Below are 18,840 nucleotides of genomic sequence, written 5' to 3'. Positions count from 1 at the left end.
ACCTTCTGGCCGCATCGTAAGGCGCCCAGACAAGTCCGCCCTGCTGCCCCACGTCAAGCCGTCACTGTGCCGCGAGGGGCGGGACCGGCCGCCCCGCCGGAGCGCCTCACCGGAGCGCCTCACCGGAGCGCCCCTTGCGCTCTCAGGCCGGTCGGTGGTGTAACGCCGGCCTGGGCAATTGTGCGAGTGCGTGTCATGGCCGATGAGACCCCTCCCCTTCCCTTGCGACGCGGGCGGGCGGGACCGGGCGACGCCGCCTTCCATCTCCCCGTGCCGCTGCAGCTGACGGCGCGCCGCCGCAACACCCTGATCGCCCTCAGCCTTCCGGCGCCGGCGCAGGGCCTCGCGCTGCGGGTCGAGGACCGCCGGGGCTCGCCCCTGTTCGCGGCGCCGCTGGACGCCGGCGACCGCCTGGTGCTGGTGCCCCTGCCGCGCGGAGCCGCGCGCATCGTGGTGGCGGGCGGCGGGGCGGCGCTGCGCGCCGGCTTCCTGCCGCTGCCTGATTCGTATCCGCTCGGCCGGCTGCTGCTGAAGCTCAACGCCATGCTGCGCGGCCGGCTGGAGCTGCCACCGGGCACCCGGGGCGGCCTCGCCGGATTGCGGCCGCGCTGGCGGGTGGCCACCGATGCCGCCCGCGAGCTCCGGGCCCGCCTGTCCACGCTCCTGGTCTCCTCGCCCTTCGGCCGCTACGCCCGGCAGGCCGACTACCAGCGCTTCCGCGCCCGCTGGGTGGAGGACTTCGCCACCACCGTGCCCCCGGACGCCGCCCCGCGCCTCGCCCTGCTCACCGCGCTCGGAGCGCAGGGGCCGGGCCTTGACGCCCTCGCCGCCTGCGCCGCCGCCCTGAAGGCCCAGACCGACCCCGCCTTCGACTGGCTGGTCGCAGTTCCCGCCGCCCGCCTGCAGCGCGAGGAGGCGGCCCTTCGCGGCATCGTCGCCGGCCTGGGGCGCCTGCTGCCGGTGGAACGCGAGGAGCCCTCCCACGGCCTTGCCGCGGCCCTCGCCGCCGCCACGCCCGACGCCCTGGTGAGCGCGCTCGATGCCGGCGGACGGCCGACCCGCGACGCCGTCGCCATGATCCGCGCCACCTTCGCCGCCCACCCCGGCTGCCGCCTGCTCTACACCGACGAGGAGCGCTGGGACGCGGCCGGCGCCCCCCTGGAGGGCGTGTTCAAGCCCGCCTTCAACCGCCACCTGCTGGAAGCCTGGCCCTACATGGGCGCGCTCACCGTGCTCCATGCCGGCCGCGCACAGGCGCTCGGCCTCGACCCGTCTTTCGGCGATGCCGCTGCCTATGACCTGCTGCTGCGCCATGTGGACAGCCTGGCGCCGGCCGACATTCTGCACCTGCCCCGCGTCGCCTATGGCCGGACCGCGCCAGGGCCGGGCTTCGCCGATCCGGAGGCCGCGGCGCGAGGGGCGCGGGCCCTGACCGCCCGGCTCGGCGTGCCGGTGGAGGTGAGCACGGACGGCCGCTTCCTCACCCCTCTGTTTCCCCTGCCGGCACGCCCGCCGAAAGTCTCCATCGTCATTCCCACCCGCGACCGCGCCGCGGTGCTGGGCATGACGCTGCGCACCCTTGTCGCCAACACCACCTACCGGAATTTCGAGATCATCGTGGTGGACAACGGCTCGATGGAACCGGAAACCTTCGCCCTGTTCGAGGAAACCAAGGCGGCATGGCCCGAGACCCAGATCGTACGCGACGACGGAGACTTCAACTTTCCCCGCATCTGCAACGCCGGCGTTGAGGCCATGAGCGGCGAACTGATCCTGCTGCTCAACAACGACATCGAGGTCATCGACGGCGGCTGGCTGGACGAGATGGTGGCGCTGATCTCACGCCGGGACCATGGGGTGGACACCGGAGTGGTGGGCGCGAAGCTGCTGTTTCCAGACCGCACCGTGCAGCATGCCGGCGTCATCGCCGGCCTGTTCCGCTATGCCGCCCACTGGTTCGCCCATTGCCCGCAGGGCGCTCCGGGCCATGAAAGCCGGCTGCGGGTGCGCCAGAACCTCAGCGCCGTGACCGGCGCCTGCCTGCTCATCCGCAAGGACACCTGGGACGCCATCGGCCCCCTCGACGCGGACCGCTTCGCCGAGGACTGCAACGACATCGACCTGTGCCTGAGGGCCCGGCGGGCCGGCTACGGGGTGGTGCAGACCCCGTTCGCCCTGCTCATCCACCACGAATCGGCCTCGCGCGGGCGCCGCCGCACCGCCGAGCATCGCGCCCGCCTGAAGGCCCAGCGCGCCAGCTTCAATGCCGTGTGGCACGCGTCCACCCTGGTGGACCCGCACTACAATCCCAACCTGAAGCGCGACAGCCTGCTCGCCGCCTGCGCCACCGCCCCGGAAGGCCCACGGGACCCCCGCACCGACGCCATCTGACGCACCCGGGCGCCGCTACCGGCGGTGGCGGCGCCCGGCCATGGGATCACAGGTCCGCGCGGCGCCAAAGACCATCAGCCGCAGGCCCGCGCTCCTGCCGCCGGCCCCGGCCCCTTGCCCCTTGACCGGCGCTCAGGCGCGGCGCGGGCTGGGCCCGCGAGGAAACTCGCGGGCCTCCGGCATCAGAGGTCGAAGCCCTTCTTGCGCATCTCGGCGCGCACCCGCTCCACCGCCTGGGCGTTGAGCTGGGCGCCCCAGGCCTGGATACCCTGCACCGCCTGCTGGACGATGGCGGGGCGATCCGTCACCAGCTTCTTGCCGGTGGGGGTGCGGAAGAAGGCGAGCGCCTCCTTCAGCTCGGCCTCGGTGAAGCGCGAGGCGTAGGCGGTGGCGAGGATCTGGATGATCTCGGCCTGTCGTTTCTCGAACTCCGGCCGCACCGCGATGGCCACGTCCCGCAATTGCTTGGCGAGGTCGGGATTGGTGGACAGGAAGGACAGGGCCGCGCCGTCCACGATGTTGGCGATCACGCCGTCGAAGGCCCGGGCCTCGCCATTGGCCTCCACCAGGTCCCTGGCGAGGGCGACCTGCGCCGGCGTCGGCGCCGCCTGCTGGGCGAGGGCCACGCCCGGCGCCGATACCGCGCCGGCGAGCACCGACACCGAAACCGCAGCGGCCATCACCAAGCCCAGCCGCCGAGGGGCGAAGTTGGAACAACGCATCATCTTCTCCGAAAAGCGCAAAGTGTCACAAGCTCGGGCTCACACGCCCCGGTCACGCGCCCTCGCGGTCGAGCACCAGGATGCCCTCCGAGCCGGCCAGGACCGCCCGTGTGGCGAGCCCCAGGAACAGCCCGTGCTCCACCACGCCGGGCACTTCCGAAATGGCCCGGGCCAGCGCCGACGGGTCCGGAATGCGGCCGAGGTGGGCGTCGAGCAGCACATGCCCCTGATCGGTGATGAACGGATGACCGTCGCGGTCGCGGCGCGTGCGCAGCTCGCCGACGCAGCCGGCGGAGCGGATCGCCTCTTCCAGGCTGCGGGCGATGCTTCCGGCGCCGAAGTCCACGATCTCGATGGGCAGCGGGAAGCGGCCGAGCACATCCACCTTCTTGGTGGCGTCGGCGATGACCACCATCTGCTTGGCGGCCCGGGCGACGATCTTCTCGCGCAGCAGCGCGCCGCCGCCGCCCTTCACCAAAGCAAGGCCGGGGCCCACCTCGTCGGCGCCGTCCACGCACAGGTCGAGTTCGCCCACCTCGTCGAGGGTGCCGATCGGCACGCCCAGTTCCACCGCTTGGGCTAAAGTCTGCTCCGAGGTCGGCACGCCGATCACCTTCAGGCCGGCATAAACCTTCTCCGCCAGCAGTTCCACGAAGTGGCGGGCGGTGGAGCCGGTGCCGAGGCCCAGCCGCATGCCGTCGGTGACGTATTCCAGGGCATGGGCGGCGGCGCGGCGCTTCAAGTCTTCGGCGTGGACCATGGGGCGTTTCCGTCTTGGTGCGCGAATGCGGAAGGGGCGCCGCGCCGGCGCGAGGCGAGGCCCCCCGTTCCTCCCGGCTCTAGCCCCGATCGCCCCAGCCGACAAGCGCCGCGACGCCTCATCCCTCCCGGCCGCGGCCCCGCCTCACCGGCCCTGGGGCGTACACAGGATGGTCGGCTCGGTCTTGCCGTCCGCCTTGGGCAGATCGCGGACGTAGCAGATGCTCATTTCGCCGGTGTCGTAATTGACCCGGAACACCCCGGTCTCGCCGGCATAGTGGGTGGAGACGAGGCCATAGCGCGCCTGTTTCTGGGTGCCGGCGCCCTCGCCCTGGGCAAAGCAGCGGGTGAGGCCCACCGAGGACCCGGCGGGACGCTCGAACTGGCAGGCGGACACCTCCCCGGTCTTGCGGTTGACCCCATAGACCCGGTTGGCATCCGCCGAGGGCGGTGCGGTGAAATCGAACGCGCCGAAGCTCTGCGCGGAGGCCGCGGAGGCGCCGGCCAGCACCAGCCCCGCCACGGCGCAGGCCATCGCCGGCCGCCGCGCCGCGCCCGCCCCGGTCCCCTGTCCGCAACGCGGCAGCGTCCACCTCGTCCTCCGCATTCGCACCTCCATCAGCGGCCACGGCCCGCGCCGTGTGGCCGCAGGGCCAACTGGAAGCGCGACGCTGGCGCCGAAAAGCGGCAGGATTTATGGCGGGCCGCCCATAAAGGCCCACGCCCCACACAGCACAGCCGAGGAACGTCCATGTCCGCCCCAAGTTTCCCCCGCCCTCCCGCGCCCATCCCGGCCGGAGCCCCGGTTCCACCCGTGATCGCCTTCGACCTCGACGGCACGCTGGTGGACACCGCCCCCGACCTGCTCAACACCCTCGACCAGGTGCTGGCCGGCCACGGCCTGCCGCCGGTGGACCGGACGGCGGCCCGCAACATGATCGGCGGCGGGGCCAGGGTGCTGATCCAGCGCGCCCTCGACAGCGCCGGCGTGCCGGTGTCCGACACCGACCTCGCGGAGCTGAACCAGCGCTTCCTGGCCCACTACGCGGCCCACATCGCCGACGAATCGCGTCCCTTCCCCGGCCTGCTGCCGGCGCTGGACCGGCTCGCCGACACCGGCGCGCGCCTGTGCGTGTGCACCAACAAGCTGGAGCACCTGGCCCGCAGCCTGCTGGATGCCCTCGACCTGACCTCCCGCTTCGCGGTGGTCACCGGCGGCGACACCTATGAGAAGCCCAAGCCCGATCCCCTGCCCCTCACCGCCACCATCGCGGCAGCCGGCGGCGCGCTCGGCAGCGCCATCATGGTGGGCGACAGCATCACTGACATCCGCGCCGCCCGCGCCACCGGCGTGCCGGTGATCGCGGTGTCCTTCGGCTACACCGAAACCCCCGCCGGCGAACTCGGGGCCGACGCCCTGATTCACCACTTCGACGAGCTGACTCGGGCCGTCGAAGCCCTGCTCGCTCAAGCCCCGGCCTGAGGCCCGACCTTGAGACAGGGCTGTTTTCCCTGAAAGCTCAACGCTTTCTGGACAATCCGGCGGCGGCGGCGCCGGATCTTGTCCCCAGAGGCTGTGGATAGATGAGGCCGGTTTCGGGGGTCTCGAAGACCCGCCTTGACACCAAGGGGGCCTTCGCTCTAACAAGCACTCCTCCGCGACGGAATGGGCGATTAGCTCAGCGGGAGAGCACTCCCTTCACACGGGAGGGGTCGCAGGTTCAATCCCTGCATCGCCCACCATTCCAAGCCTTGCAGATGCAGGCTTTGTCGCCATCAGCCAAGACATTCGCCCGGCAAACTCCGGCGCACCAATGCGAACATGGCATCTGTGCGCGTGAAAGGTTCGGGGAACGTGATCCTCCTTCGCTCCGTCCTTTCGCTCCGCCCTGGGGTTGCGGCAGGAGCGCTCCAAGAGCGCCGAGGAATCGCGAGCCACGGACACCGTCGCGCACGCCACAGCAGCAAAAAGCCGATCGAGATCGGTGACCTTGGCATCGCCGGGATGCCCTTGGGCGCTGCGGCTCGCACCGCCACCCCTCCGCCTTGACGCGCCGGCGGCCCGGGGCGGGCGCGGACGATGAATGCCCATATGACGTAGCGCAAAGACCGCGCCGAGGCTTCGTGTTCTTTGAAGCGGAGAAATCTAGACAGTCAAGGCAGGGCGCGGTGTCGAGGTCATTTCCAATTCACATCAAGATGTCCCTCCCGACGAAGATTTCCGCATTGGTTTTCTGTGGAATACTCGTCATTTTCGCCACCGTTCTGCTGGTGGTGTCGCACGACATTTCGAAGGAGATGCGACAGCAGGCGCAGGATCGCCAGGATTCGAACATCCGCGTCGCCCGCGAGCTACTCGGCGCCCTGGGCGAGCTTCGGATGGAGGACGGCAAGCTCATGGCAGGCAAGACCGTCCTGAACGGCGATACCGCGCTGGTCGATCGCCTCCAGGACCTGGTCGGCGGCACAGCCACCATTTTCCTCGGGGACACCCGCATCGCCACCAACGTGAAGGCGGCGGATGGGTCCCGCGCCATCGGCACCACGCTCAAGCCCGGCCCCGCCTATGAGACGGTGCTGAAGCAGGGGCAGCCCTATCGCGGCGAGGCGGACATTCTCGGCCAACCGTATTTCACCGCCTACGATCCGCTGCGCGATGCCTCCGGCCAGGTGGTCGGCATCCTCTATGTCGGCCTGAAGCAGAGCGAGTTCATGGCGATCGTCCGTACGCTCGTCATGACCATCATCATCCAGGCCACCCTCGCCGCCCTGCTGGTGGGGGCGATCCTGTTCTTCATCCTGCGCCGGCAGACCCGGCCGCTGCTCGCCCTGTGCGATGTCATGGCCCGCATGCGCGCGGGGGATATGAGCGTATCCGTGCCGCAGCTCGCACGGGACGACGAAATCGGCCAGATGACGCGCGCTGTCGTCGTGTTCCGCGAGCACGAGATCCGGCGCATCGAGCTGGAGCGCGAGCAGGCCGAGGAGAAAGCGCGGGCGGAGATGCGCCGGCACGACGAGATGGAGCAGATCGCCAACCGCTTCGAGGAGACGGTGGGCGGCATCGTGAAGGAATTCTCCACCTCGGCCATCTCGCTGGAGGACACCGCCGCCACGCTCTCCCGCACGGTCGCGACCACCCGCGAGACCTCCGAGATGGTCACCCGGACCTCCGAGAGCGCCTCCATGAGCGCCCACGCGGTCGCGGCCGCGACCACCGAGCTCTCCGCCTCCATCCGCGAGATCAGCCGCCAGGTGCAAGCCTCCAGCCAGATCGCGGGAGAGGCGGTCAGCAAGGCCGAGCAGACCGACCAGTTGATCGCCGACCTGACCACCACGGCGGCGCAGATCGGCACCATCACGCAGATGATCGATGACATCGCCAGGAAGACCCATCTGCTGGCGCTGAACGCCACCATCGAATCCGCCCGCGCGGGCGAGGCCGGACGCGGCTTCGCCGTGGTGGCCGAGGAGGTGAAGCAACTGGCCGACCAGACGTCGCAGGCCACCGGCAACATCTCCACCCAGATCTCCAGCATCCAGGAGGCGACCTCCGGCGCGGTCGCGTCCGTGCGGGACATCCGCAAGACCATCAGCAAGGTGGCGGAAACCTCCGGGGCCATCGCCGCCGCGGTGGAGGAGCAGGATGCGGCGGTGGCCGAGATCGCCCGCAACATCGAACAGGCCGCCGGCGGCACCTCCCAGGTGGTGCTGGACGTGGCCAACGTCAATGTGGCGGCCAATGAGGCCAGCAGCGCCTCCCAGAAGGTGTCCGCCGCGGCCGAAAAGCTCTCCACCGGCGGCGCGCGGCTGGAGACGGAGATCCACGACTTCATTCTCTCCATCCGCGCCGCATAAGGCACGGAGGGAGAGAGCGCCGCGGACGTCGCAGGACCTCTCGCGCTCCCGCTCACCCTCAAGAGCGGGAGCAATGGAACGCCCCCCCACGACATCACGCCCTCGGAACGGAGGCCCTCGCTCCGCCCTCTCCTACCGTTCCGCGCTCCGCGCCACATCCTGGTCGTGGCGCGCCGTCGGTGGTGCGCTCCCAGTCGACGCGCACGAAGGCGCGGGTCCCGGTCATTTGGCCCCCGCGCCTGTCGGCGCCGCCTTGGCCAGGGCCTTGACCCGGGCCAGCACCACCTCGGCGAGGGTCAGCCCGGTCATGCCCAGCAGCGAGGCCGCGACATAATCCACCTGCGGGTCGGGCAGGTAGTCGAACCCATAGCGGTCCACGATGGCCGCCACCAGCGGCGTGCCCTGCACGCCGAGCACGGTGCCGACCACCACCCCGAGGCACGATTTCAGCCAGCCATGGCGCAGCAGCAGGGCGCGGACGATGCCGCCGCCGACCCCCGCCGCGATGGTGGAGAGCTTCACCCCCCACACGGTGGAATCGGGATCTGGCCAGGCCATCACGCCGCCGCCTTCCGCCGCGCCGCCCAGGTGGCGAGCGAGCGATAGAGCGGCGGGGCGAGAGCCAGGACGGCGCCGGCGATCACCGGCCAGTCGCTTTCGGCCACCAGCCCCCGGCCCACCAGGACAGACCCGGCGATGGAGACGGCGTAACGGGCGAGCTGCGGCCACAGGAGTTCCACCGCCACCGGCGCGGGCAGCGCGGCGGACACCGCTTCGGCCACCTGGCGCACGCCGGCGGGATCGAGCGGAATGGAGGGATTCGCGGCGGCGGACCGCACCGCCTGTTCGACGGCATCCTTCAGCATCGACATGGAGGGCCTCATCTGCAGAAGAGGCGTCCGGCGGTCGCCGGACGCGGGGAGCGGTCAGGCGTTGGCGAACAGGTCACGCAGCGCGGCGGCGAGGCGCGCCGACCAGGAGGGAGAAGCGCCGGGCGGCGCCGCGCCAAAAGGCGCGGAGACGGGGGAAGTGGGCGGGAGGCCGGGCGCGATGGAGGGCGCCGGATCAGGCAAGACTTCGGCGACGGGCGCGAACGCGGCCGGCGGCACCTTCGTTTCCGACAGCCGGGCGTCGAGGACCGCCAGCGTCACCCTGCCGGCGATGCCGTCCACCTTCAGGCTGTTCCTCGACTGGAAATTCTCGACGGCGCCCTCGGTCTCCGGCCCCTTGCGCCCATCCACGGCGAGGCCATAGCCCAGAGCGTTCAGCTTCTCTTGGAGAGCGCGGATTTCGTCATCCTCAGCCGCATCCTTCCAGGCGGCACCGCCTGCCTTGAGCAGCGGATAGATGCGATCGAGCCAAGCCTGCCGGTCCGCCTTGCCGTTGTATCCACCATTGATGCGCTTTGTGATTCCGGCGAGATCGTTCGTGTCGGCCAGCGCGTTGCCGCCGATCTCGCTCCATTCGGCCAGCGCCGGCAGCAGCGCATAGGGCGCCTCGGTCACCGCCTCGGGGCGGTCCTCAAACAGGGCCCCGAGCCCCACCACGCCACCGAGCCGGCGATGCGCATCGCGCCCGGTGGTTTGCATGATGCCGTTGCCGCGATAGGTCCACCCGTCACCGGCCCTGGTGTTGCCCAGTTCCTTCGCCTTGCGGGGATTGCCCAGGCCGTAGGCCCGCTCGAACAGGGCTGGGCCGTCGCCGGCCAGCCGGGCGGCTTCGGCGGCGGTGATGGCGGCAGTGTGCCGGCCGACACCGAACACCTCCACGATGCGCTTCGCGGTATAGCTGCCGCTCTCACGGGCGAGGGTGAGCCCGCCCGTCTCATGCAGCACCTGGGCCAGGAAATGGGCGAGGCGCAGCGGCGTGGTCAGCCCATAGGCGACCAGGAGGCTGTCGCCGGCGGCGAAGGCGTCGAGATAGGCCGGCCTCGCCTTGGGCGCGAGCTTCTTGATGATGTCGATGGCACGCAACATAAGGTGTTCCCAGCAAAAAGGCCGCCCCGAAAAGGGGCGGCCATGCGCACATGAAAAAGCCGCCCGGAGGCGGCGGGGATCGGTCAGAGCGTGTGGGCCGGGGATCAGGCGATGCCGAATTCGTCCCTGGCCTCGGCGACCAGCTCGGCCCAGGCGGCGGGGGTGTCGGTGAGGATGGCGGCGCTGTAGGCGAGGAACCGGGCGCAATCGCCGTCGAAGGTCGGGTCGGTGGTCACCGGCATCGAGGACCCCAGATGGATCGGCTGGACGGCGAGGTCGGGCAGGATGTCCGTGTCGGTGGCGGTGGCGACGATGATGCCGTTGATGTCCAGCGACAGAACTGCGCCCTTGCGCTGCACCGCCATGATGCAGGGCGTGTTGGCCACCGGCATGGACGTGGTGTTGAGCCCGCCGGAGGTGCCCAGGCGGAATCGCATCGCCCCCCCGGTGACCTGCCACAGCACCGCGAACGCCCCTGTCCCTGACCCGATGGTCACGATGTTGCGGGTCGGCGTCGACCCCGACGTGCCCGCCCCCAGCGTGCCGGCGAACACCAGCGTGAAGTCGGCATCCGCGCCCGGCCAGGCGCTGGCGATGCGGACCTTGGAGCCGCCCTCGGTGGCCATGCGCCACGCGGCCTTGCCATTGAGATAGGACGAGGCCACCCGGCTCACCCCCGCGCCCACCTTGGCGACCTTGGCGCCGGAGCCCCGGCAGCGGCCGGCGCTCGCGGCGTCCGCGAGGCGGGAAACGTCCATGTCGTGCACCAGGCCCGGGATGCGGGCGATCGCGGTGTCCAGCGCGCTCATGGAGATGCGCGCGGCGGCGCTGGTGGCGGAAACGGTGGTGGGGAGCTGTTCGAAGCGCTGCATGATGGTCCTCAGATAGCGGGGGTGATCTCGCCGGCGGCGAGGTAGCAGGCGCGGCTCATGCCGGTGGCGTCCACGCCCGGCGTCGAATCGCGGAAGCAGGCGCGCGGACCGGTGGTGGGTCCGCCGTGGGCCAGCGGCACGCCGTCGAGGGCGATGCGGAGGCTCTCGGCGGTGGGCGCGCCCGGGTTGGCCGAGAGGGTGACGACGATGGTGGAGCCCTCCGCCACCGCGTTGACCACCGTGGCCGGCGTGCCGCCCGTCTGCGCATACACCAGCCCCCACCCGCCCGGGTTGGTGACCAAAGAGGTGTCGCGCACGATGGGGGCGGTGGGCACCGCGCAGGGAATCGTGAGGGTGGCGCCGGCCCGCGTATAGGGCAGCGCCCGCAGGCAGGAGGGCCGGCCGGCGCGGTGGCGCAGCTGGGCCTGGGCGTGCATGTCGCCGAGCTGGCGGCTGGCGCTGGCCAGAAGATGAGTCCCGCCGGAATCCGTCGCCAGGGTGTAGCGGGGGCCGACGAGCACGATCTTGCCGGGGCTGGCGGTGGCCGCCTGCGCCATGCCGGTGGGCACATGCGAGATGCCGGCGGCATCCACATAGGCGGTCCATCCGGCCACCTGGCTCACGTAGAGCACCACCTCGTCGGTGGCGCCGGTGATCGCCCGATAGGCGGCGGTGAGGTCCGCCTGCAGTTCGGTGAGATAGCCGGCGTAAGCGGTGGCGGTGGCGGCCCTGTCGGCCTCGCCGTGCACCATGTGGGCGCTTGGCGCGTAGGCCAGCCCGTTGAGGCGGGCGATCAGGTGGCCCCGCCGCATCGCCTCCACCGCATTGGCAAACGGCACGGTGCCGCGCTTGATCTGGCTGTAATAGGCGCCGCCGAGCGCATGATTGCTGGCCAGAAACGCGGTGCCATCGTCGGCCCAGCCGGCGCCGAGCGCCTCCATCAGCGCCCGGCACGGGCTCTCGGTATCGAACTCCACCGCCTCGGCGAGGCTGACGGTGTCGGCCGAGGTCACCGGCGTGGTCGCCTCCAGCGGCACGCGGATACCACCCCTGAACATCATGTAGCGGCCCGCCCCCTCCGCCGCCGTGGTGACAGCCCCAACCGTGCCCTTGCCCAGCGACTGCCCCAGCAGCAGCAGGTGATGCAGGCTGGTGCGGCCGGCGGAAAGCTGGGTCTGGCAGGTCAGGTCCTCGCGGGTGGTGGTGACGGTGGTGCCGGCGAGGGTGCGATAGACCAAAGCGGCGCCGTCCACCCGCGCCGCCACCGGGTCCTCGCCGATCCTGGAGACGCGCACCGCCTCGTCGTCGGCCAGCACATAGGCCACGCGCGCCGGGGAGGCGCCAAGGAGGACCGCGTCATAGGCCTCCGAGGTCTCGTAGACCGGGCCGTTGACGGCCACCTCGTCGTCCCAGCGCTTGCCCCACAGCACCACGCCATCGAGGTCCACCAGCGCCGTCTCCCACACCTCGCTGGTCATGATCACGCTCGGGGCGAGGCGCCGCAGGGCGCCGTCGTGGGTGAGCACCTGGGCCGGAAGGCCGCCGGCGCCCACGCCCCACACCGCCGCATAGCGGTGGTCGGTCATGGGCGGTCCACGGTCGGCATCGAGGGCGGCCGACAGGGCCGCCGGGGACAGGGCGCGCCCGGCCATCAGGCCCTCGATCGCTTCGGCGGCGGTCGCGAAATCGGCCTCGGGCAGGGCCTTCACATAGGTCCAGCCGCCCGTGCCGCCGGCGCCGGCCTTGAGGTAATAGCCATTGTTGGCGGCCACCGGATCGCCGAACACCTCGCCAATGGTATTCGCGGGCGGCGTGAGGTCGGCCAGCAGCGCCGCCTTGGTGGCATAGCCGGCGCGGGTATAGGTCGCCGCCGCGCCGACCAGCACGCCGAGGCGCGCCAGCGAGATGAGCGCCGTATCGCCCATGGCGCCGGTGAGGCCGATCAGGTCGGTGACCAGCGCGGCACGGGGCAGATTGTTGGCCTGGACGCCAGAGTTCGAAGCCATTTCAAACCTCTTCCAAAAATGCGGCGGACGGGGTGAGCGGCGCCACCACGGCGGCGCCGAAGTCGGGCGCCGCCTCGGGCGCGCCCCACCAGCGCAGGTTGACGAGGTCCACGCCTCCGGGCGCGATCACCCCGGCGTCAGCCAGGAAGCACAGGTCGTAGCGCGTGCCGCCGAATGAGCCGCAGGTCACGCCCTCGGCGCCGCCCGGCGCCTCGGCCGAGGTCTCGTAGCCAAGGGCGGCGGCGAGCGCGGCGAGCGCCGCCGCGCGGTCGGGAAAGGTGAGGTAGAGAATGCTCACAGCTCGGCTCCATTCCACACGCGGGCCGCGCCGCGAAGCGCGGTCCCGGCGTCATACCCCGGGTAGATCAGGAGTTGGTCCAGCTCGTAACGCCCGCCCGCCGGCAGGCCGGTGGAGGCGCCCAGCCAGAGCGAGCCCATGGCGGAGGTGGCGAGCGCGGCGTTGCTCGCCACCGCCGATCCGTTGACCGAGATCGCCCGGCCCGCCGGCCCCCACGACAGCGCCGCCCCCATTTCCAGCTCCGCGCCGGTCTCGACGCCAACCGGCGCGGTGATCGAAGCCCCGCCCATCTCGACCAGGAAGGCGCCGGTGCCGTGCAGGCTGAGGACACGGCTGGTGGAGGTGAGAATCGAATAGAGCGCGGTTCCCGGCCGGGTGATCGTGCCCCGCAGCACCAGGGTGCACGGCCCGGCGGCGGAGAGCAGCGCCGTGACCGCCGCCGAGAAGGTCATCACGTCCGTGACGCGCGTCACCGCCGCCGTGGTGGTCGGAATGTAGCTGGTGGCGTAATAGCCGGCTTCGAGCTGCACCGCCTCGATGCTCTGGCTGCCCTCCCAAGTGGGAGAGATCCACAGCGTTCCAGCGGTCGGCGTAAATGTATATGTCGTGCGTACCGTGCGGCCGACACCATAGACATCCGCAGACGGCCCCGCACTGCCGATGTTTAACCGCCCACCCCCCAAGAATGACAAAGTGTAAGGTTGCGCCGTCACTGTGTAGTCAGTGCCGCTATCTTTCACAATCTGATCGTTACGGTACAGATTTGTGGCTGCCCCTTCAGCATACAATCTTCTCCGCCCTCCGGAATAAGTGTACGAAAGCGTGTTGGCCGGCACCAGCTCCAGCCCGCCGCTCGGGCCGATGACCCGCTTGGCGACGCCGGCGCGGCTGATGATGTCCTTGGCGCGGCACCTCACCCCCTCGATCACATAGCGCTCGCGGGCAAAATCGGCGGCGAGCACGGGCGCGACGCCATTGAGCAGATAATCCGCCTCCTTGTGCCAGGTCGGCGGGGCGAGCGGGGCGATGAGGGCGAGGCCCGGAGTGGTGATCAGTGCCATATGGTTCAACCTCAGGAGACGACGGCACCGTCCGGCCAGCGCCAGGCGGCGCCGTCCGAGATCGCAAGCCGCTTGTTCGATGTGCCGTTGGAGACGTAGATCAGCTGCCCCGCCGGCGTGGCGGGCGGCAAAGTCGAAACGGTGTAAGGGCGAAGTTGAAGATGCCCGTCCTTGGTGACGAGGGTGCGCGCGCCCTTGTGGATCAGGGCTCCGGTCTCATCCATCGTGTATTGCAGGGTCTCAGGTATGTCGTTTGTCGGCCCGGTGCTGGTCCAAAACTCAAGCCGGCTTGGAAAATTAAACCCATATCCGGACACGGGGGCGTGTGATGCGGATGAAACAGCGCGAATCACGGCCGCTATGTCGAAGCTGGGCGCGTGACTCTCGGAATATGAGCGCACGTTGAAATATAAAGCTCCGATTCCCACATCTTTAGGAAGTGGTCCGCCATAATCCTTTTGAAGGATCAATCTAGAACCCCATAAATTCACGTCATTATCGGAGATGGTGAGCCCGCTATCCATGTCCGTGTGCGTGTGGGCGCTCGGCGGATAGGTCTCCGGCTTGCCCCAGATGCTGTTCCAGGCAGGCGCCACGGTGACCGCCGAGGCGGACGTGACCCGCCCGTAAGCGTCCACGGTGATCACCGGAACGCCGGTGGAGCTGCCGTAGGACGCCGCCGTGACACCGCTGGTCGCCAGCGACAGGGTCCGATCCGCCGAGAGCGCGCCGCCGCCGGTGAGCCCCGCGCCCGCCGAAACGGCGCGGATGCTCGGTACCGCATCCGCGATCCCATAGCCCGCCAGGGTGGTCGGCGTGCCGGTGATGCCGGTCCACGGCATGCTGGCCGCATCGGCGAGCGCCGTCCCAACGGCATAACGCAGCTCATCCAGCGCCCGCTGCACCGCCGCCCGGTCCGAGGCCCGCGCCGCCGCCAGGGCGGTACCGCTCACCACATCGGTGGCGACCTTCCCGGCGCCGGTCACCCGCCCATAGGCATCCACGCTGATCACCGGCGCCTCGGTGGCGCTGCCATAGGTGCCGGCGGTGACGCCGCTGGTCGCCAGCGACAGCGTCACGCCCGCCGTGCCGGCCAGGCTCCCGCCGATACTCACGCCGGCCCCGGCTGTGAGCGCGGGCACGCCGGTCACGCCCGCCCAGGGGATCGTGTCCGCCGTCACCGCCGCCAGCACCTTGCCGGAGCCCGACGGATCGTAGATATCGCCCTGCATGGGTGCACCGATGGCCGTCCCCAGCGCATAGGTGAGATCGTCCAACGCCCGGCGCACCGCCGCCCGGTCCGCCGCCCGGTCCGCCGCCCGCGCCTCGGCCAGTGTGGTGGCCGACAGGGCGTCCGTGATCCCATACCCGGTGAGCGTCGTCGGCCGGCCGGTGATGCTGCTCCAGGCAGGCGCCACGGTGACGGCCGAGGCGGCGGTGATCCGCCCATACGCGTCCACCGTGATCACCGGCACCCCGGTGGCGCTGCCGTACGAGGCTGCCGTGACGCCGCTGGTCGCGAGCGACAGGGTCCGATCCGCCGAGAGCGCCCCCCCGCCGGTGAGCCCCGCGCCGGTCGAAACGGCGCGGGTGCTCGGCACCGCGTCCGCGATCCCATAGCCCGCCAGCGTCGTCGGCGTGCCGGCGATGGCGCTCCAGGCGTGCCCGTGGGCGGCCGGCGGGAACGTCGCCGGCGGGTCGGCGATCTCGCTCCAGGCGTGCCCGTGGGGCGCGGGCGGATAGGTGGCCGGCCTGTCGGTCACCGCATCCCAGGGCAGCGTGGCCGGGATCGTGGCCGCCACCTCGCCGATGGCGGTGCCCAGCGCATGGGCGCTTTCATCGAGCGCCGAGCGCACCTCCCGCCGCAGCGCCACCAGCGCCGCCGCCAGCGCCGGCGCGTCCACCGTCGTGTCCTCGGACAGCGGCGTCACTGCGCCGACCTCGTGGGTGACGAGGGCGGAATAGGGGCCGGGATCGCCGTCCTCGTCGAGGGCGCGGGCGCGGATCTCCAGCGCCGTGCCCACCGCGATGCCGGTGAGCACCGCCGCCCCCGCGCTGGCGTCCACCGTGACCAGGGACCACGCGGCCTCGCCCGCCACCCGATACGACACCTCATAGGTGGCGGCCTCGCCGGCGCCGAGGCCCGGCCGCAGCGTCACCACCACGGCGCCGGCGACGGTCTCGCCGTCCACGATCACCCCATTGTCGCCCGACACCACCGAGAGGATCGGGGCGCCGGGAACGACGGTGCTCGCGCCCGTCTCCTCGCCCACCCGGCCGGACCAGGGGGGGGCCACCTCGGCATCGGCGAGGGTCTCGATCTGCGGCGCGTGGTCGATCAGGTACAGCTTGGCGCTGAGGTCCTCCTGCATCTCCACGCCCTTGACGATGCACTCAAGGGCCTCGCGTCCCGCGACGCCGAAGATGAAAAGGTCGCCCGGCTGCGGCACGCCGCCGGTGCCGGTGAGGCGCAGGATGTCCGTCTCCCCCGGCGCCGTCGCCACGGTGCGCAGCAAGGTGGATCCATCGGCCAGCCGAAACCGGGCGACGTAGGCGGTGCCCGCCTCCATGGCGCACGGCTCATCCAGCCGCACGATGACGCTGTCGCCCAGGGTCAGCGTCTCGACCACGCGGCCCTGCTGCTGCACCCGGTCCAGCACGTCGTGGGAGACCATCACCAGGTCGCCGCGCGTGACCGCCAGGTGCTCCCAATCCTGGAAGGCGGTGTAGGTGTCGGGCCGGTGCAGCAGCTCGTAACCGCGCCGGCGCGCCTCGCGCCACACCTTGGCGGCGTCGGTGTAGCCCTGAAGTTCCAGGTCCTGGACGATCTGCGGCTCGCCGCCGGTGAAATGCGGCAGCGGCACGATGCGCTCGGCCGCCTCATGGCTGTTCGCCTGGTCGAGGAACTTCACCCGGAAGGCGTCGGGCAGGCGGCTGTAGTTGCGCGTCCACTCGAAGCCCCAGGAATTGCGGGGCGTGACGTGGCCCGCCACCGTATCGAGAATGCGGTCGATCACCACCGTCCATTCGGCGCCGAGATCCTGCGGGCTCGCCCGGCCGGCGGCGGCCACCTCCTTCAGGCGATCCAGCACCGAGCCTTCGTCGGTGATGACCGCGTTGTATTCGAGGCCCTTCGCCGCACACCACTCATGCCACTCTTCCAGCGCCCGCATGGCGCTCGTCGGCACGGGATAGGCGTTCTGCGGCCCGGTCAGGATGTGGCGGAAGATCGAGGCCGGGTTGTTGGTCTCCCGCGCGATCCAGGTGCCGGTGGCGCGGTCCCAATCGGGCAGGATCGAGCTGCACAGCACATTGAGGGTGTCGAGCATCCCGTTGAGCCGGCCGGTGCCCTTGATGCGCACGTTGATGAGCGCGAGCGGCTTGCCGAAGTTGATCGGATATTCCGGGCGGAAGGTCCGCAAGGCCGTGATGTCGCAGCGCGAGCAGGCCTGGAACGGGCCGATGTCGTTGACCTCGTCCCAATCCTCTGTGAGGCGCTTCCACCGCACCTCGTACTGCCCGCGCGGCAGGCGCGCGCCATTCTTGTCGCGGGGCGTGATGCGGGTGGTGAAGACCACCGGCTGCATGGACTTCGCCCAATACGAATAGGTCTTGATGACCCAATCGGCTTCGCTGGTGGACTCGGCCGGACGCCAGCCGATCTCGATACCCACCCCCATCTGGATCTGCCGGGGGTTCTTCTCCTTCGTCATGGCGTAAAGGCCTTGAGGGAAGGAGACGTCAAACGAAAACTCTGTCCCGTCGATGGCGGTGAACTCGCTTTCCGGGCCCATTTCCTCGCCATCGACCCAGGTCAGGTTGATGGACAATTGCTTTTCCACCACCTGCTTGTTGTAGATGCTCATCTTTCCATCGGTCGGAAAGCCTTCGAGCACCTCGATTTCAACGCCCTTGAACTTCTCGATGGGCGTGTCGCCGATGCGGATATCGCTGAGGCGCAGGGGGCCGTAGCCACACAGGAAGGCCGCCGTGATGAAGCGCTTGTGGCTGTCGGCCTTGGTCCAGGGCGCCGCCGCGTACACCGGCGCCCAGCGCACCTTGCCCAGCACCGCCGGCACCACGCCGTCCTTGCTGAGCTGGTTCTGGAACCCGGTGATGGTGTGGGGCGTCTTGCCGCTCGCCTTGGCGGGGGTTTCGACCGGCACCAGGGAGTTGACGAGCAGCGTCAGGCCCATGCCCAGGGCCGCGGTGGCCACGGGGGCGAAGGCGCCAAGGCCGGCGAACAGCGGGCCGCCGATGGTCATGGCGGCGATGCTTGCGCCGATCGTGAGGGCCGAGCGCAGGGCTCCGCTGTCGCCCGGCGCCACGCGCACCACCAGCACGGCGCCGCTCTTGGGGCGCACCGCGCGCCACATGTCCGGGGTGATGACGTGATCGCCCGCGGGGCCCACCAGTACGACGCGCACGTTATCGAGAGGCGCCACCGGCGCTACCAGAGCAACGATGGCTGCAACCGAGGTCCCGGCGCACACCGTGTGCTCGCGCCGGCCGGAGTGGTCCAGGTGGGGGATGAGGATGACGCGGATCATGACCGGCGATAAACTCCCATCAGCCGGCGCCGCCATTGCGGCGCCTCGTAGCGCTCGATCCGGCTGTCATGGCCGGAGGAAGTGTGCAGCATCCGCCCTGGCGCCACGACCAGGCCCACGTGGCAGGCCCCCACCGCACCCGAGAACAGGACCACGTCCCACTCGCGCGCCGCGTCGACGCGGGTCCACGCCGCCTTACCCGCGTTCAGGGCGGCGGCGATCTCGGCCCGTTCGTCAATGGAGGTGTAATGCCCGGTGTAGCTGGGCAGCACGATGCCGCGCACCTCGCGGTAGCACAGCGCGACCAGCCCGTAGCAGTCCACTCCGGCCCGGTCCCGCCCCGTCGC

General features: G+C 70.6%; 15 protein-coding genes and 1 tRNA gene. 4 read left to right on the top strand and 12 right to left on the bottom strand.

The genetic code is table 11. The annotated features are described in order from the left end of the window. The first annotated feature begins 195 nt into the window (after window positions 1-195). Window positions 196-2,391 carry a glycosyltransferase gene (locus V5F53_RS02610; RefSeq protein WP_393996913.1) on the top strand — a complete coding sequence of 732 codons (2,196 nt, stop codon included), beginning with the start codon at window positions 196-198 and terminating at the stop codon, window positions 2,389-2,391. Between the two features lie 182 nt (window positions 2,392-2,573). Here V5F53_RS02610 and V5F53_RS02605 read toward each other — a convergent pair whose 3' ends face one another. The 3 genes from V5F53_RS02605 to V5F53_RS02595 form a co-directional block, all read right to left on the bottom strand. After that, the gene (locus V5F53_RS02605) at window positions 2,574-3,071 is read right to left on the bottom strand and encodes a DUF2059 domain-containing protein (RefSeq protein WP_509212848.1); all 498 of its coding nucleotides are present in this window, start codon (window positions 3,069-3,071) and stop codon (window positions 2,574-2,576) included. 94 nt (window positions 3,072-3,165) lie between these two features. Then, entirely contained in the window at window positions 3,166-3,873 is a 708-nt protein-coding gene (gene rpiA / locus V5F53_RS02600) for a ribose-5-phosphate isomerase RpiA (RefSeq protein WP_393996911.1), read from the bottom strand. Between the two features lie 144 nt (window positions 3,874-4,017). After that, window positions 4,018-4,479, bottom strand: coding sequence for a hypothetical protein (locus tag V5F53_RS02595; protein ID WP_509212846.1), 462 nt, complete (start codon window positions 4,477-4,479; stop codon window positions 4,018-4,020). 207 nt (window positions 4,480-4,686) lie between these two features. Here V5F53_RS02595 and gph point away from each other — a divergent pair, with 207 nt between their 5' ends. The 3 genes from gph to V5F53_RS02580 all read left to right on the top strand — a co-directional run bounded on the left by gph (window position 4,687) and on the right by V5F53_RS02580 (window position 7,730). Beyond that, a complete protein-coding gene (gene gph, locus V5F53_RS02590; protein ID WP_393996909.1) occupies window positions 4,687-5,355 on the top strand; it encodes a phosphoglycolate phosphatase in 669 nt (222 codons plus the stop codon). 185 nt (window positions 5,356-5,540) lie between these two features. Then, window positions 5,541-5,615, top strand: a tRNA-Val gene (locus V5F53_RS02585). A 456-nt stretch (window positions 5,616-6,071) separates the two neighbouring features. Beyond that, entirely contained in the window at window positions 6,072-7,730 is a 1,659-nt protein-coding gene (locus V5F53_RS02580) for a methyl-accepting chemotaxis protein (protein ID WP_393996908.1), read from the top strand. 222 nt (window positions 7,731-7,952) lie between these two features. On the opposite strand, the gene V5F53_RS02575 is transcribed toward V5F53_RS02580, so the two are convergent. The 9 genes from V5F53_RS02575 to V5F53_RS02535 all read right to left on the bottom strand — a co-directional run bounded on the left by V5F53_RS02575 (window position 7,953) and on the right by V5F53_RS02535 (window position 18,816). Continuing rightward, the gene (locus V5F53_RS02575) at window positions 7,953-8,288 is read right to left on the bottom strand and encodes a hypothetical protein (RefSeq protein WP_393996907.1); all 336 of its coding nucleotides are present in this window, start codon (window positions 8,286-8,288) and stop codon (window positions 7,953-7,955) included. Next, window positions 8,288-8,602, bottom strand: coding sequence for a Pam3-gp28 family putative phage holin (locus V5F53_RS02570; protein ID WP_393996906.1), 315 nt, complete (start codon window positions 8,600-8,602; stop codon window positions 8,288-8,290). The genes V5F53_RS02575 and V5F53_RS02570 overlap by 1 nt, the downstream gene beginning before the upstream one ends. Before the next feature lie 54 nt (window positions 8,603-8,656). Beyond that, window positions 8,657-9,706: a peptidoglycan-binding protein gene (locus V5F53_RS02565; protein ID WP_393996905.1), complete on the bottom strand. Its 1,050-nt coding sequence runs from the start codon at window positions 9,704-9,706 to the stop codon at window positions 8,657-8,659. Window positions 9,707-9,810: 104 nt separating this feature from the next. Next, the gene (locus V5F53_RS02560) at window positions 9,811-10,578 is read right to left on the bottom strand and encodes a hypothetical protein (protein ID WP_393996904.1); all 768 of its coding nucleotides are present in this window, start codon (window positions 10,576-10,578) and stop codon (window positions 9,811-9,813) included. A gap of 8 nt (window positions 10,579-10,586) precedes the next feature. Next, complete coding sequence (locus V5F53_RS02555) at window positions 10,587-12,584, bottom strand: hypothetical protein (RefSeq protein ID WP_393996903.1); 1,998 nt, start codon at window positions 12,582-12,584, stop codon at window positions 10,587-10,589. Window position 12,585: 1 nt separating this feature from the next. Further along, window positions 12,586-12,882 (bottom strand): hypothetical protein, encoded by a 297-nt coding sequence (locus V5F53_RS02550; RefSeq protein WP_393996902.1) that lies wholly within the window; start codon window positions 12,880-12,882, stop codon window positions 12,586-12,588. Then, complete coding sequence (locus V5F53_RS02545; protein WP_393996901.1) at window positions 12,879-13,943, bottom strand: hypothetical protein; 1,065 nt, start codon at window positions 13,941-13,943, stop codon at window positions 12,879-12,881. Before V5F53_RS02545 ends, V5F53_RS02550 begins: the two co-directional genes overlap by 4 nt. An 11-nt stretch (window positions 13,944-13,954) precedes the next feature. Further along, complete coding sequence (locus tag V5F53_RS02540) at window positions 13,955-18,493, bottom strand: phage tail protein (RefSeq protein WP_393996900.1); 4,539 nt, start codon at window positions 18,491-18,493, stop codon at window positions 13,955-13,957. Beyond that, window positions 18,490-18,816, bottom strand: coding sequence for an NlpC/P60 family protein (locus V5F53_RS02535; RefSeq protein ID WP_509212843.1), 327 nt, complete (start codon window positions 18,814-18,816; stop codon window positions 18,490-18,492). Before V5F53_RS02535 ends, V5F53_RS02540 begins: the two co-directional genes overlap by 4 nt. Window positions 18,817-18,840 lie beyond the last annotated feature (24 nt).

This window comes from Xanthobacter cornucopiae (assembly GCF_043195065.2).
In the GTDB taxonomy this organism is placed as follows: Bacteria; Pseudomonadota; Alphaproteobacteria; order Rhizobiales; family Xanthobacteraceae; genus Xanthobacter.
This window is presented reverse-complemented; position numbering and strand designations above follow the sequence as displayed.

Excerpts from the sequence above, each read along its gene's own strand:
- V5F53_RS02610 (WP_393996913.1), top strand. The coding sequence starts at position 196 with ATGGCCGATGAGACCCCTCCCCTTCCCTTGCGACGCGGGCGGGCGGGA.
- V5F53_RS02605 (WP_509212848.1), bottom strand. The coding sequence starts at position 3,071 with ATGGCCGCTGCGGTTTCGGTGTCGGTGCTCGCCGGCGCGGTATCGGCG.
- rpiA (WP_393996911.1), bottom strand. The coding sequence starts at position 3,873 with ATGGTCCACGCCGAAGACTTGAAGCGCCGCGCCGCCGCCCATGCCCTG.
- V5F53_RS02595 (WP_509212846.1), bottom strand. The coding sequence starts at position 4,479 with ATGCGGAGGACGAGGTGGACGCTGCCGCGTTGCGGACAGGGGACCGGG.
- V5F53_RS02580 (WP_393996908.1), top strand. The coding sequence starts at position 6,072 with ATGTCCCTCCCGACGAAGATTTCCGCATTGGTTTTCTGTGGAATACTC.
- V5F53_RS02575 (WP_393996907.1), bottom strand. The coding sequence starts at position 8,288 with ATGGCCTGGCCAGATCCCGATTCCACCGTGTGGGGGGTGAAGCTCTCC.
- V5F53_RS02570 (WP_393996906.1), bottom strand. The coding sequence starts at position 8,602 with ATGTCGATGCTGAAGGATGCCGTCGAACAGGCGGTGCGGTCCGCCGCC.
- V5F53_RS02565 (WP_393996905.1), bottom strand. The coding sequence starts at position 9,706 with ATGTTGCGTGCCATCGACATCATCAAGAAGCTCGCGCCCAAGGCGAGG.
- V5F53_RS02560 (WP_393996904.1), bottom strand. The coding sequence starts at position 10,578 with ATGCAGCGCTTCGAACAGCTCCCCACCACCGTTTCCGCCACCAGCGCC.
- V5F53_RS02555 (WP_393996903.1), bottom strand. The coding sequence starts at position 12,584 with ATGGCTTCGAACTCTGGCGTCCAGGCCAACAATCTGCCCCGTGCCGCG.
- V5F53_RS02545 (WP_393996901.1), bottom strand. The coding sequence starts at position 13,943 with ATGGCACTGATCACCACTCCGGGCCTCGCCCTCATCGCCCCGCTCGCC.
- V5F53_RS02540 (WP_393996900.1), bottom strand. The coding sequence starts at position 18,493 with ATGATCCGCGTCATCCTCATCCCCCACCTGGACCACTCCGGCCGGCGC.